The organism is Kitasatospora sp. NPDC008115, assembly GCF_042957205.1.
GTDB lineage: Bacteria > Actinomycetota > Actinomycetes > Streptomycetales > Streptomycetaceae > Kitasatospora.
In genome coordinates this window covers 60,203-72,301 of the sequence record NZ_JBIBHU010000018.1, presented here as the reverse complement: position 1 = coordinate 72,301, position 12,099 = coordinate 60,203, and the positions used below count along the sequence as shown (strand labels likewise).

The following is a 12,099-nucleotide window of genomic DNA, read 5'->3' as shown; positions in this document are numbered from 1 at the left end:
CATCGCCGAGCAGGGCGTGGTCGCCCGGGACCCCGGGACACGGGTCGCCGGTCACGGTGATGGGCGGCCCCGGTCCGTCGGCCGGAGCGTGCCACCGGCGCGGCCGACCGCCGGCGCCGGACCGCACCCCCGCGCCGGGACCGGGCGGGCTACTCCACCCCGGTGACCTCCGGGAACGAGTGGTGCTCGTGCGCGACCACCCAGCGGCCGTCCTGGCGGCGCAGCCCGAGGGTGAGCCGCAGCCGCTGGGCCGGCCGGTCGGCGAGGTCCTGCGGCGTCCCGCAGCGCAGCAGCGCGTGCGCGTAGGCGACGTCGGTGCCGGCGGTGACGTCCAGCGACTCGATCGCGAACGCGGCGCCGCGCGCCTGCCACTCGAAGAACGGCGGCCAGGTCTCCCGGTAGGCGTCGATGCCCCGGACGCCCTCGTAGGGCGGCGGGACGTCGAACATGACGATGTCCGCCGCGTGGTCGGCGAGCACGCCCGCCAGGTCGCCCCGGTGGACCGCGGCCGCCCACGCCTCGATCAGGGCCCGGATCTGTTCCTCGTCGCTCGTCATGCCCAGGATGCTGCGCCCGCCGGGCCGCCCGCGCAACGCGTGCCGTGCCCGCCGGGTGCCGGCCGCTCCGGGTGCTCGTGGCCCGGCGGCAGAGTTGGTAAGCTGTGAATATCTATTGTGACTATTACCTGGGGGTGGCGGGTGGACGAGCCCACCGTCAATGAGCTGGTGCGGGAGTGGGTCGGGGGCTGGGTCGTGTCGCGGTGCGCGGCCGACCCGGTGGACGAGCCCTGGGGGTGGAGCGTCGATGTCGGGCAGCCGAAGCAGGTGGCCCGGCACGTCCTGCCGGAACCGGCTGAGGCCGACGTCCGGAAGCTGGTGGCGGCCACCACCGCGCCGGGCACCTGGCTGAAGCTCTTCGCCGACGACGACGCCGTCCGCCCCTGGATCGGCCCCGGCTGGCACTTCGACGTCCCCGGCTACCTGATGACCGTGCCGCTCGCCCCGCAGCGCCCGGCGGTGCCCGCCGGGTACACCCTCACCAGCTGGCGGCGCGGCGGCGTGGTCAAGGCGCTGGTCCGTACCGCCGACGGCCACTACGCCGCGCGCGGCCAGCTCGCCGTCACCGGGACGACCGCCGTGGCCGACCAGATCGAGACCGACCCCGGGCACCGCCGCCGGGGGCTCGGCTCGGTGGTGATGCGCGCCCTCCAGGACGCCGCGCACGAGGGCGGGGCCGCCACCGGCATCCTGGTCGCCACGCCCGACGGGCGGGCGCTGTACTCCGCCCTCGGCTGGAGCGTGCGCGCGACCATGGCGAGCCTGTACTACGCGCCGCGGGAGCGGCGGCCCGCCGACGCGTGAGCGCCGCGCCGGTCCGGACGGGGAGTCCGGACCGGCGCGGCGCTCCGACACCGGCTCAGCGCTGGTTCAGCACTGCGGCCGCTTGCCGTGGTTGGCGCCCTTGCGGCGGGCCCTCTTCTTGCGGCGGCGCTTCGAGGACATCGGGCCTCCTTGGTGGTTCGCCCCCCGTCCAAGGTCTCACACCGGTGGCCCGCCGTCGCGCCGTCGTCCCGCGGACGGGCTACGCGCTCTGCCAGAGCGCCGGCGCGTTCGGCGGCTCCCAGCCGGCCTGCGCCTGGTGGCCCTGGAGGCAGCGGTAGGAGGTGGTGCCGTAGGTCACCGTGTCACCCGCCTGGTAGACGGTGCCGGCCGACCAGGTCCCGCCGGGGTTGCCCGGGCCCGGGCCGGGGCCGGGGCCCGACGAGTTGGTCTTCAGGGTCAGTCCGTAGCCCTGGAGGATCGGGTTGACGGGCTGGTAGTAGGTGGTGCCGCCCTGCGAGCAGTTGCCGGTGCCGCCGGAGGTCACGCCCTGTGCCTGCGTCCCGGAGATGAAGGAGCCGCCCGAGTCGCCGGGTTCGGCGCACACATTGGTCCGGGTCACCCCGGAGACGGTGCCCTCCTGGTAGGTGACGCTGGTTCCGTGCTGCTGGATGGTGCCGCAGTGCCAGCCGGTGGTGGAGCCGGAGCGGCAGACCGAGGCGCCGACCTGCTGCTGCACCGAACCGGTCACCGCGCCGGACGCGCCGGTCACGTACGGGGTCGCGGTCCAGCTGCTGTTGGCGGCGATCCAGGACATGTCGTTGCCCGGGAACACCGAGGCCTGGAAGCTGCCCTGGGCGGCCCGGTTGGAGCCGGTCGTGGTGGCGCCGGTGCGGCCGCAGTGGCCCGCGCTGACGAAGCCCTGGGTGGTTCCCCGGGTGATCGGGAAGCCGATCGAGCAGCGGGAGCTGCCGCCGATGTAGTAGGCGTCGCCGCCGCGCAGGTCGTAGAGCGGACGCGGGGCCTCGGCCACCGTCTCCACCTTCACCGCCGCCCGGTCCACCCCGGCGGCGGAGACCAGCCGCTCGGCCGCGGCCGGGTCGGTGGCCTGCACCACCACGGTGTTGTCGCGCACGTCGACGTAGCGCACCGGGGCGGCGAGCGCGTCGGCCCGGCCCGCGGCGCCGCGCCCGGCGGCCCGGTCGAGCGCGGCCAGCGCGCCCTCCAGCGCGGCCAGCGGGTGCGCCACGACCACCGGACGGGCGCCCGCCGCGCGGATCGTCGCGGCGTCGGCGGCCCGGGTGGTGGCGACGGCCAGCCCGGAGGCGTCGGCGCCCTCGATCCAGGAGCCGGCCCAGCTGTCGCCCAGGCCCTGGGCGAGCGCGCCGGCCCGGGCACCGGCCCGCGCCTCGTTGGTGATCCGCGCCCGCGCCTGCCCGGCCGTCAGGCCGAGGTCGCGCTGGAGCGCGTCGAGCACCTCGGGCGCGGCGGCGGTCACCCCGAGGGTGTCCGCCGCCGCCGAGGCGGCCGCGGCGGCCCGGGCGGCCGGGCCGGATCCGGGGGTCGGAGCGGCGGCACCGGCGGTGCCCTGGAGTGCCGTCAAGCCGAGGGCGGCGGTGGCCAGGACGGCACACGCGGCCCTGGCGGGTCGTCGGAGCATGGGGGGTCTCCCGCGGTCATGGTGTGGGGGTTGCGGGAAACCGTAGGAGGACCGTCCGCCGGCCGGGCAGATGTCACCCGGGGGTACAGCTCCGGGCTATACCCCCACCGGGCCGTGCGGCCGCCGGCGGGCCGACTCCGTGGTACAGAAGACCTTTTGACTGGACGTTTCGTCAAGACCGCCGGCGCCCGCACGCGCCGCCCGGCGCCGTGCCGGGACGCGGCCGGCCCCCGCCCGCCCGGGCCGGGGCCGGTCCGGCACGGCTACCAGGCCTCGCCGGCCGCCAGCCAGCGCGCCCGCGCCTCGTGCTCGGCGTCCAGATGGCCGTCGAGCCGCCAGCGCGCCACGTCGTAGTCCGGCAGGTGGCTCCACGCCTCGGCGGCCGTCAGCAGGTAGCGCCACAGGGTGCTGAGCCGGACCATCAGCTCCTCCAGCACGTCGTCGGGGTGCCGGACCTCCTCCTCCGGCCCGGCCTCCGCGGCCTCCGCCGCCCGTTCGGCGAGCGCGCCGAGCACCTCCCGGGCGCTCCCGGTCAGCGCCGCCACCGTCTGCGCCAGCGCGTCCCCGACGCGCTCCTCCTCGCTCCCCGCCGCGCCGGCCGCCTCCCGCAGCAGGACCAGCCGCCGGCCGATGAACCCGGCCAGGGCGTCGATGTCCTCCGCGGTGATGTCGGCGGTGTACCGCAGCGCGGACCGGTGGATGTCTGTCATACGGGTGTCCCTCCCTCGGTCGGCCCGATCCGGCCTCCCGCCGGATCCGGCCTGCAGCCTCGGATATGGCACCCCGGCAGCGGCGGCAAACCCCGCCCGGCCCTCCCGGCCGGGGCGCACCAGAGCGGAGGGGGCGCACCGGAAGCCCCGGCCGTGATCATTAACCGGTGGCACATGCGCCCGCCACCTGCGAGCATCTGCGGATGCCCACCCTCACCGACGCCCTCGGCCAACTCTCCTACGTCGTCGACGGCGACGGCCCGCCCGTGGTCCTCGTGCACGCCGGCATCGCCGACCACCGCATGTGGGACGCCGTCGCCCCCGCGCTCGCCGAGCGCCACACCGTCATCCGCTACGACCTGCGCGGCTTCGGCGAGTCCGCGCCCCCGGCCGGACCGTTCCGCGAGACCGACGACCTGCGCCGCCTGCTGGACCACCTCGGCCACCACCGCGTCCGGCTGGTCGGCGCCTCCTGGGGCGGCCGGGTGGCCGTCGACTTCACCCTCACCCACCCCGACCGGGTGCACGCGCTGGCCCTGCTCGCCGCGCCGTGGCCGGGCTACCCCTGGTCCGCCGAGATGACCGCCTACGACGAGGCCGAGACGGCGGCCCTGGCCGCGGGCGACCTCGACACCGCCGTCCAGGTCAACCTCGACATGTGGGTCCGCGGACCGGCCCGCCGCTGGGAGGACGTGGCACCCGGCACCGCCGACCGCCTCCGCGGCCCGCTGCGCACCTCCCTGGTGAACCAGTCCGCCGTCGGCGAGCACTCCCGGGGCACCTCCACCGGCGACCTCGCCACCATCACCGCCCCCACCCTGGTGGCGACCGGCGCACTCGACGTCGCCGACTTCCAGGACATCGGCCGCCGCTACGCCGCCGCGATCCCCACCGCCCACCTCCACGAGTTCCCCACCGCCGGCCACCTCATCCCCGTCGACGCCCCCACCGAACTCACCGCCGCCCTCCTCCCGTTCCTCGCCGGATAGGCGGACGGGGCGGAGACCGCCGTCGCCGGTTCCGGAGCGCCCGCGACCGGATCGAGCCGCTGCCGCCGGTTCGGCAGCAGCGGCTCCGTAGGAGTGATCCGGCCTCACCTGCGCTCTGCGGGCCCCGGCGCAGTCCTGCGACGAACACCCCGACTACCGTGAGGAACGGGGCCCTTGAACCGGTTTCAGCAGGACGGACCTCAGGCGGCGGGCCGGGTGAACGTCAGGTGGGTGACGCCGCTCGGGGTGGTGACGGACTCGACGCGGTAGCGGTCCTCCAGGCCCTCCAGTCCGTCCCAGAGGCGCTCGCCGCGGCCGAGGAGGATCGGGACCACGGCGATGTGCAGGTGGTCGACCAGGTCGGCGGCGAGGAAGGCGCGGACGGTGGACGGGCCGCCGCCGATCCGTACGTCCAGGCCGCCGGCGGCCGCGCGGGCGCGGGCGAGCACCTCGTGCGGGGAGCCGTCGACGAAGTGGAAGGCGGTGCCGCCGGCCATCTCCAGGCTGGGCCTGGGGTGGTGGGTCATCACGAACACGGGGGTGTGGAACGGCGGGTTGGCCCCCCACCAGCCGTTCCACTCGTGGTCCTGCCACGGGCCGCGCTGCGGGCCGAACTTGTTGCGTCCCATGATCTCCGCGCCGATGCCGGCTCCCCAGGTGCGCGCCAGGGCGTCGTCGACGCCGGTCTCGCCGCCCGGCTCGCCGTGCATGGCGCGGAAGGTCCGGGTGCGGAGGAACCAGCGGTGCAGCCGTTCGCCGGCGTGGCCGAACGGGGCCTCCAGGCTCTGGCCCTCGCCCGTGCCGTAGCCGTCGAGCGAGACGGAGAAGTTGTGGACGCGTACCAGGGACACGGGGTCACCCTCCGGTGGTCGGCGCGGCGCGGCGGTTCGGGCCGACTCTAGCCGCGCCCGCCCCGGCCGGCGGTCAGCGCCGCAGCCAGCCGGTGAGCGTGTCCCACCAGCCGCGCCGGGGCCCGGGCAGCTCGGCCGCCTTCGGTTCCTCCGGTTCCACCGGCTCCACGTGCTCCACCTGGACGGGGGAGGTGGCCCTGTCCGCCTCCGCTGCCGCTGCGGCCGCCGCCACCGCCTCCGGCAGCTGCTCGCGCGGGGTGAACTCCACCGGCAGCTCGACCAGGTGGCGCGACAGCCAGGCCGAGGTCCAGGTCAGCTCCGACTCCGGGACGGCCAGCCGCAGGTCGGGCAGCAGGGTGAGCAGGCAGTCGATTCCGGTCTCCGCGATGGCCCGGCCGATGTCCTGGCCCGGGCACTCGTGCGGTCCGCTGCCGAACGACAGGTGGGAGCGGTTGCCGTGCAGCGGTTTCGCCGGGTCCGGCCGGACCACCGGGTCGACGTTCCCGGCGGCGAGGCCCAGCAGCAGCATGTCGCCGGCCCTGATCCGGCGGCCGCCGAGCACGGTGTCGCCGGTCGCCCACCGCCCGGCCACCAGCGACATCGGCGGGGCGTCCCATAGCACCTGGTCCAGTGCGTCCGGCACGGTCATATGACCGCCCGACAGGTGGGCGCGGAAGCGTTCGTCGGTGAGGATCATCTTCAGCGTGTCGGCGATCAGGTTGACGGTGGTCTCGTTCGCCGCCAGCAGCACGACCCGCAGGTGCTCCAGCACCTCCTCGTCGGTGAGCCCGGCCTCGTGCTGCATCAGCCGGGTGCACAGGTCCGGCCCGGGGTCGCTGCGCTTGCGCTCGACGGTGCGCCGCAGCGAGGCCACCACGTGGTCGTTGCTGGCGATGGCCGTCTCGGTGCCCTTCATGAGGTCGCGGGCCGACTCGACCAGGCGCGGCCCGTACTCCTCGGGCATCCCGACCAGCTGGGTCATCACCAGCATCGGCAGGTGCTCGGCGAACCGGCTCACCAGTTCGGCCCGGCCCTTGCCGCCGAACTCCTCGACCAGCTCGGCCGTGTACCGGGTGACGAAGCGGCGCACCCCGCGCCGGTCGGTGCCGTTCAGGCCGTCGGTGACGGCGCCGCGCAGCCGGCGGTGCTCGGCGCCGTCCGCGAAGACGCAGAGCGGCTGCCAGGCGATCACCGGCATCAGCGGGGAGGCCGCGGCGACCCGGCCCTCCTGGAACGCCGTCCAGCGGCGCGAGTCCCGGGAGAAGCGCGAGGGCGTGCGCATCACGGTGAGGTTCGCGGAGTGGCCGAGGACCAGCCAGGCCGGGAGGTCGCCGTGCAGCAGGACGGGCGCGACCTCGCCGTACTCGGCGCGCAGCTGCTCGTACAGGCCCGCCGGGTCGGTCTCGGCGGCGGGTCCGTAGAGCCGCCGGAGCCCGGCGACCGGCAGCTCGTCGAGGCCGGGCTCGTCGGAGGCGGGCTCGTCGAGCGCGTCGAGCACGGCCTGGTCCCGGCCGCCCGGGTCGCCGCCCCGGTGGGCGGGGCAGCCGGCCGGCGGGGCGAGGGCGGGGTCGTCACGGAACGGGGAGGTCACGGTGTCTCCGGAGGGGGTCGGCGAGTGGGGGACGGCGGGTGGGGGGAAGGCGAGTGGGGGCGGGGCGCGGGTCAGCGCGCCGGTGGCGGGCCCGCGAGGTCGTAGAGGTAGTGCATGAGCGCCAGCAGCACGTCCCGCCCGGACCGGCGGATCCGGGCGTCGCACGCCACGATCGGGACCTCGGGCGGCAGGTCGAGCGCGAGCCGCAACTCCTCGTGCGGGCAGTCGGGGGAGCCGGGGAAGGCGTTGACGGCCACGACGAACGGCACGCCCCGGTCCTCCAGCCGGCCGATCACGTCGAAGCTGATCTCCAGCCGGCGGGTGTCGATCAGGACGACCGCCCCCAGCGCCCCCTCGAACAGCCCGTTCCACAGGAACCAGAACCGCTCCTGGCCAGGGGTGCCGAACAGGTAGAGCACCAGTTCGTCGCTGATGCTGATCCGGCCGAAGTCCATCGCGACGGTCGTCTCGGACTTCCGCTCGATCCCGGCCAGGTCGTCGACCTCCGCCCCGGCCTGGGTCATCGTCTCCTCGGTGGTCAGCGGGCGGATCTCGCTCACCGAGCCGACCAGGGTCGTCTTGCCGACGCCGAAGCCGCCGACGATCACCACCTTGACGGCCGCGGCGGCCGAGTCCGGCAGCAGATCCTCGTCCGCCGGCCCGGGCACCGTGTCAGAGCCGCTGAAGTCCATGCATCACCGCCTCCAACAGGGCACGGTCGGGGAGAAGGGCGGCCGGGACGCAGGCGCGCGCCTCGACCCGTTCCTCGGCCACCAGGTCCGCCAGCAGCAGGGTCACCGCGCTGACGGGCAGCCGCAGGTACGCGGAGACCTCGGCCACCGAGAGCGGCGATCCGCACAGGCGCAGGATCGCCGTGTGCTCCGGCGGCATCGAGGGGGCGGGTTCCGCCCGGGCGACGACCAGCGTGACCAGGTCCAGCGCGGGCCGTCCGGCCGGCTGGGTGTGGCCGCGGGTGATCACGTAGAAGCGTTCCGGGGCCTCCTCGCCCCAGTCCCGGCCGGTGGTGCTCATGCGACGGGCTCGCCCCTTCGCGGAGGCGTGCTGAGGTGCTCGCCGATCCGGGCGACCAGGTCGCGCATCCGGTGGCCCATCAGCCCGGCGTCCACGCCCTCGTCGGCGAGCACCGCGAGGTAGGCGCGGGCGCCGGCCGCCATGAGGTAGAAGAACCCGCCGCCCATCTCGATCACCACCAGCCGCATCCGGCCGTCCCCGTGCGGGAACTCGTGGCCGACGGCGGCGGCGAGGCTCTGCAGCCCGGCGCAGGCGGCGGCGAGCCGGTCGGCGGCGTCGGGCGCGGTGCCGTGCTGGGCGATCCGCAGGCCGTCGGCGGAGAGCACGACGACGTTGCGGACGAGCGGGACCTCGTCCGCGAGCTGCTTGAGCAGCCAGTCCAGGTTGGTCCGTGGCTGAGTCATCGCTCGTCCCTCCGCGTCCCCGTCGAGTCCCCGTTGCCGCTGCCGTCTTCGCCGCCGCTGCCGCTGCCGCTGCCGCCTTCCGGGCCGGTGCCGTTGATGCCCTCGGTGAACGCGGCCAGCCACAGGCCCGGCTGCACCGCGTCCTGCCCCGCGTCCGCCGGCCCTCCGGGCGGGGCGGGCGGACGGCCGCCGGTGGGCGTGCCGTGGGCGGGGGTGCCGGGTCCGGCGGTGGTCGGGCGGGTCGTGGCGCCGGCCGCGAACCGGTTCGCCGGCGCGGCGTGCCGACGACGCCGGGGCAGACCGGTGGCGGTCCGCTCGGTCACCACCGGGACGTCGTCCCCGCCGGTCACCGGCCCGTTGAACGACCCGCCGCGCGGGCCGCCGAAGGACCCGCCGAAGGAGTCGCGGCGCGAGCCGCCGAGCGAGGCCCCGTTGAACGCCGGGCTGCGGGTGCCGCTGAGCGGCCCGGGCGGCGGCCCGGTGAGCGGGCGGCGCGGCGGCGGCGAGGTGTGCGGCCGGCGGTCGTCCACCGGGTCCGGCCCGGACGAGCCGGTGACCCCGATGCCGTGGGCGCGCCCGGTCGCGGGGGCGGTGGTGATCAGCTCCTGCGGGAAGACCAGCACCGCCCGCACCCCGCCGTAGGCCGAGGGCCGCAGCGAGACCTGGAAGCCGTACGCCTGGCAGAGCCGGCCGACCACCGCGAGGCCGAGCCGCGGCGTCTCGCCGAGGTCGTTGAGGTCGATGCCGGCCTGCGCCTCCGCGATCATCCGCTCGGCCCGGGCCCGGCCCTCCTCGCTGAGGCTGAGCCCGCCGTCCTCGATCTCGATCGCGATGCCGGTCTGCACCTCGACCGCCGTCAGGTGCACCAGGGTGTGCGGCGGCGAGTAGCGGGTGGCGTTGTCCAGGAGTTCGGCCACCGCGTGGATGAGCGGTTCCACGGCCGGGCCGACCACGGCCACCTCCGAGACCGGGTGCAGTTCGACCCGCTCGAAGTCGAGGATCCGGGACATGGCGCCGCGCAGCACGCTGTACAGCGGCACCGCCTTGTTCCACTGGCGGCCCGGCCTGGCGCCGCCCAGCACCGCGATGCTGTCGGCGAGCCGGCCGATCAGCGCGTTGCCGTGGTCGAGCAGCAGCAGGTCGTCGAAGACGGCGGGGTCGTTGCCGTGCGCGTGCTCCATGCTGCGCAGTTCGGCGGCCTGCCGGTGGACGATCGCCTGGACGCGGCGGGCGATGTTGACGAAGGAGCGCCGGGCGGACTCGCGCAGCGCCTCCTCGTTCTCGACGGTCTCCATCACGGCGCGCAGCAGGGTCTGGTGCGCCGCCCGGAACTCGGCGCCGACCGTGACGTCCTGGAGGGTGTAGGCGCGGACGACGTTCTCCAGGCCCTCGCCCATCGTGAGCCTGGTCATCGCGGCGGGCAGGACGGACTTGGCCATCCGGATGTACTCGGTCTCCTGCCGGGTCAGCCGGCGGAGCAACTCGCCCTCGCGCTGGACCGCCCGTGTGCGCAACTCCTCCGCCACCCGGCCCCGGCGGGCGGCCTCGGCGGCGACCAGGACCACCGCCATGGTGCCCACCGCCGCGCAGAGCGCGACCCCGGTCCGGGCACCGGGGGAGGCCGCGGCCACCGTCACGGCGGCGACGGCGGCCGTCGCGAGGGTGGGCAGGAGCCAGACGAGCACGGGGGCGGAGCGCCGGCGTCCGGATGACGAACCAGCACCAAGCATTCAGCATCCTCAAAACGGTCGAAGAGTGGTGGGGGGAAAGGCGGGCGGTCGGCGCCCGGGGGCGTGCGGTGTTCAGGGCGGGGCGGTCGGGCACCGGGACGCGCTGTCGCCGAGCGCTGCGCGCGCCGGCGGGAGCGGCCCGGCCGGACTCCGGGACCCGCGACCGGGCCGGTGTCGGCCTCAGGTTTACCGTGCGCCGCCCGCCGCGCACGGGCGCCCACGCCCAGTTCGCCAATGCGAGCGGACTCCCGGTGAACTTGCCACGAGCACGCGCCGTTTCGTGCTAGGGCGCGCTGTGGTGCGCTCCGGCGTGCAGGGGTTCAGGTCCCCGGCGGGGGCTTCCGTCGGCTGAAGTGACGGGCCGTCGGACGGGTCGCGGACCGGCGGGCGGGGAACCATGGCCCAACACGCCCGACCCCGGGGGGACGGATGTCGAACGGATCCCGGCCGGTGACCGGCCCGGCCGCCCACCTGCTCGACCTGGTGGCCACCGCCGTGGGCCTCGCCGTGGCCGCCGCCGTGGTGGCGGGCTTCGACCTGGGCGATCCGCCCGCGAGCCGGTGCGCCGCCGTACTCGTCGCGGCGCTGCTCCTGGTCGCCGTGCACGCCGCCGGGGGCGCGCTGGTCCGCCGCTTCCCGCCGGACCGCTCGTGCGCGTCCTGCCTCGGGGCGCTGCTGCTGCTCCCGGCACTGCTCGCGGCGGAGCCGGCGGCGCTCTGGGCGGCGGTGCGGCTGGCCGGCGGGCTCGGCCTGTCCGTCGGGCTGTCGGGTCCGGGCGCGACGGTGGTCGCCGCCGTGGTGGTGATGCTGGTCGGGGTGACGGTGCGCCACCTCTGGTCCGTGCTGGCCGACCGCGACGGGGACGGGTCGGCGCTGCGGGGCGTCGCGCGGCACCTGCTCGCCGTCGCCGGTCTCGCGCTGGTGGTCGCCGTGCTCGACGGCACCGCGCTGGGGAACGGCCCGGGCTGGCGGCAACTGCTCACCCTGGTCGCCCTGGGGGCGGTGCTCGGCCCGAAGTTCAGCCGGCTGTCGCTGCCGGGGCGCGGCGTGCGGCTGCGGTCGGCGGCCGGTCTGGCGGTCGCGACGATGGGCAATCCGCTGAAGCTGTGGCTGGTGACCTGGCTCAGCACCTGGATGGAACTGCCGCTGAGCATCGCCGGGTTCGGCACCTTCGCCGTCGCGGCGCTGCTCGTCGCCGTGGTGATGCTGCCGACCTCGGTGGCCGGGCGGCGCGCGGCGGACCCCGGCGGGCCGCCCCTGCCGGGTGCGACGGCCGAGCTGTACGGCCGGCCGCCCCCGACGCTGTGAGCCGCTGTTCCCCGCCCTGCCCCGGCGTTCAGGCCGGCCGGACGGCCCGGGGTCCCGCGACCGCGGCGCCGAGGGCGGTGACCCGGGCGCGCAGCCCGCGGTCGGCCGTGACGACCAGGCAGTCCCGTCCGGGGTGGGCGCTGAGCGCAGCCGCGACCAGGTCGACGATCAGATCGTCGCCACTGCCGCTCGCGGCCTCGACCCGGACCTCCGGCGTCGCCGTGACTCCCCGGGCCGCGCCCTCGACCACCAGCACCACCTCCAGCGGCCCCGTCCGCACCCGCACCGGCAGCTCCGGCCGGTCACCGAGCCCCTGACCACCGACCGGCGCCAGTGCGTCACGCAGCCGCTCCGCCGCGCCCCGTCGGTCCCGCCACCACCCGTCGGGCACCGATCCCACGACATTGGCCCCGTCCACCACCAGCAGCGGCACGGCCCGCGCGGCCTCGTTCTCACCCATGACGGGCCAGTCTGGCACGCCCTCCCGCCGCGGCGCCGCCACGGC

At 76.2% G+C, this 12,099-nt stretch carries 13 protein-coding genes; 3 read left to right on the top strand and 10 right to left on the bottom strand.

Annotated elements, in window-relative coordinates; genetic code table 11:
- Positions 1 to 149: 149 nt before the first annotated feature.
- Entirely contained in the window at positions 150 to 557 is a 408-nt protein-coding gene (locus ACFZBX_RS22755) for a YybH family protein (protein ID WP_391535602.1), read from the bottom strand.
- 141 nt (positions 558 to 698) lie between these two features.
- On the opposite strand from ACFZBX_RS22755, the gene ACFZBX_RS22750 reads away from it, so the two are divergent.
- Entirely contained in the window at positions 699 to 1,361 is a 663-nt protein-coding gene (locus ACFZBX_RS22750) for a GNAT family N-acetyltransferase (RefSeq protein ID WP_391535601.1), read from the top strand.
- 220 nt (positions 1,362 to 1,581) lie between these two features.
- Here ACFZBX_RS22750 and ACFZBX_RS22745 read toward each other — a convergent pair whose 3' ends face one another.
- Together ACFZBX_RS22745 and ACFZBX_RS22740 are read right to left on the bottom strand one after the other, a co-directional pair.
- Positions 1,582 to 2,979: a carbohydrate-binding protein gene (locus ACFZBX_RS22745; protein ID WP_391535600.1), complete on the bottom strand. Its 1,398-nt coding sequence runs from the start codon at positions 2,977 to 2,979 to the stop codon at positions 1,582 to 1,584.
- A gap of 263 nt (positions 2,980 to 3,242) precedes the next feature.
- Positions 3,243 to 3,689, bottom strand: a complete 447-nt coding sequence (locus tag ACFZBX_RS22740) for a hypothetical protein (RefSeq protein ID WP_391535599.1) — start codon at positions 3,687 to 3,689, stop codon at positions 3,243 to 3,245.
- A gap of 167 nt (positions 3,690 to 3,856) precedes the next feature.
- Between ACFZBX_RS22740 and ACFZBX_RS22735 the strand changes: the two genes are divergently transcribed.
- A complete protein-coding gene (locus tag ACFZBX_RS22735; protein ID WP_391535598.1) occupies positions 3,857 to 4,678 on the top strand; it encodes an alpha/beta fold hydrolase in 822 nt (273 codons plus the stop codon).
- Between the two features lie 200 nt (positions 4,679 to 4,878).
- Here ACFZBX_RS22735 and ACFZBX_RS22730 read toward each other — a convergent pair whose 3' ends face one another.
- The 6 genes from ACFZBX_RS22730 to ACFZBX_RS22705 form a co-directional block, all read right to left on the bottom strand.
- Entirely contained in the window at positions 4,879 to 5,529 is a 651-nt protein-coding gene (locus ACFZBX_RS22730) for a dihydrofolate reductase family protein (protein WP_391535597.1), read from the bottom strand.
- A gap of 73 nt (positions 5,530 to 5,602) precedes the next feature.
- Positions 5,603 to 7,120 carry a cytochrome P450 gene (locus tag ACFZBX_RS22725; RefSeq protein ID WP_391535596.1) on the bottom strand — a complete coding sequence of 506 codons (1,518 nt, stop codon included), beginning with the start codon at positions 7,118 to 7,120 and terminating at the stop codon, positions 5,603 to 5,605.
- Between the two features lie 71 nt (positions 7,121 to 7,191).
- The gene (locus tag ACFZBX_RS22720; RefSeq protein WP_391535595.1) at positions 7,192 to 7,812 is read right to left on the bottom strand and encodes an ATP/GTP-binding protein; all 621 of its coding nucleotides are present in this window, start codon (positions 7,810 to 7,812) and stop codon (positions 7,192 to 7,194) included.
- Complete coding sequence (locus ACFZBX_RS22715; RefSeq protein WP_391535594.1) at positions 7,793 to 8,152, bottom strand: DUF742 domain-containing protein; 360 nt, start codon at positions 8,150 to 8,152, stop codon at positions 7,793 to 7,795. The genes ACFZBX_RS22720 and ACFZBX_RS22715 overlap by 20 nt, the downstream gene beginning before the upstream one ends.
- Positions 8,149 to 8,556, bottom strand: coding sequence for a roadblock/LC7 domain-containing protein (locus ACFZBX_RS22710; RefSeq protein WP_391535593.1), 408 nt, complete (start codon positions 8,554 to 8,556; stop codon positions 8,149 to 8,151). Before ACFZBX_RS22710 ends, ACFZBX_RS22715 begins: the two co-directional genes overlap by 4 nt.
- Positions 8,553 to 10,286, bottom strand: coding sequence for an ATP-binding protein (locus tag ACFZBX_RS22705; RefSeq protein ID WP_391535592.1), 1,734 nt, complete (start codon positions 10,284 to 10,286; stop codon positions 8,553 to 8,555). The genes ACFZBX_RS22710 and ACFZBX_RS22705 overlap by 4 nt, the downstream gene beginning before the upstream one ends.
- Positions 10,287 to 10,715: 429 nt before the next feature.
- On the opposite strand from ACFZBX_RS22705, the gene ACFZBX_RS22700 reads away from it, so the two are divergent.
- A complete protein-coding gene (locus ACFZBX_RS22700) occupies positions 10,716 to 11,594 on the top strand; it encodes a hypothetical protein (RefSeq protein WP_391535591.1) in 879 nt (292 codons plus the stop codon).
- A 28-nt stretch (positions 11,595 to 11,622) separates the two neighbouring features.
- Here ACFZBX_RS22700 and ACFZBX_RS22695 read toward each other — a convergent pair whose 3' ends face one another.
- Positions 11,623 to 12,054: an NTP pyrophosphohydrolase gene (locus ACFZBX_RS22695; RefSeq protein WP_391535590.1), complete on the bottom strand. Its 432-nt coding sequence runs from the start codon at positions 12,052 to 12,054 to the stop codon at positions 11,623 to 11,625.
- Positions 12,055 to 12,099: the final 45 nt, after the last annotated feature.

Coding starts and splice junctions, on each gene's coding strand:
- ACFZBX_RS22755 (WP_391535602.1), bottom strand. CDS start 557: ATGACGAGCGACGAGGAACAGATCCGGGCCCTGATCGAGGCGTGGGCG.
- ACFZBX_RS22745 (WP_391535600.1), bottom strand. CDS start 2,979: ATGCTCCGACGACCCGCCAGGGCCGCGTGTGCCGTCCTGGCCACCGCC.
- ACFZBX_RS22740 (WP_391535599.1), bottom strand. CDS start 3,689: ATGACAGACATCCACCGGTCCGCGCTGCGGTACACCGCCGACATCACC.
- ACFZBX_RS22720 (WP_391535595.1), bottom strand. CDS start 7,812: ATGGACTTCAGCGGCTCTGACACGGTGCCCGGGCCGGCGGACGAGGAT.
- ACFZBX_RS22715 (WP_391535594.1), bottom strand. CDS start 8,152: ATGAGCACCACCGGCCGGGACTGGGGCGAGGAGGCCCCGGAACGCTTC.
- ACFZBX_RS22710 (WP_391535593.1), bottom strand. CDS start 8,556: ATGACTCAGCCACGGACCAACCTGGACTGGCTGCTCAAGCAGCTCGCG.
- ACFZBX_RS22705 (WP_391535592.1), bottom strand. CDS start 10,286: ATGCTTGGTGCTGGTTCGTCATCCGGACGCCGGCGCTCCGCCCCCGTG.
- ACFZBX_RS22700 (WP_391535591.1), top strand. CDS start 10,716: ATGTCGAACGGATCCCGGCCGGTGACCGGCCCGGCCGCCCACCTGCTC.
- ACFZBX_RS22695 (WP_391535590.1), bottom strand. CDS start 12,054: ATGGGTGAGAACGAGGCCGCGCGGGCCGTGCCGCTGCTGGTGGTGGAC.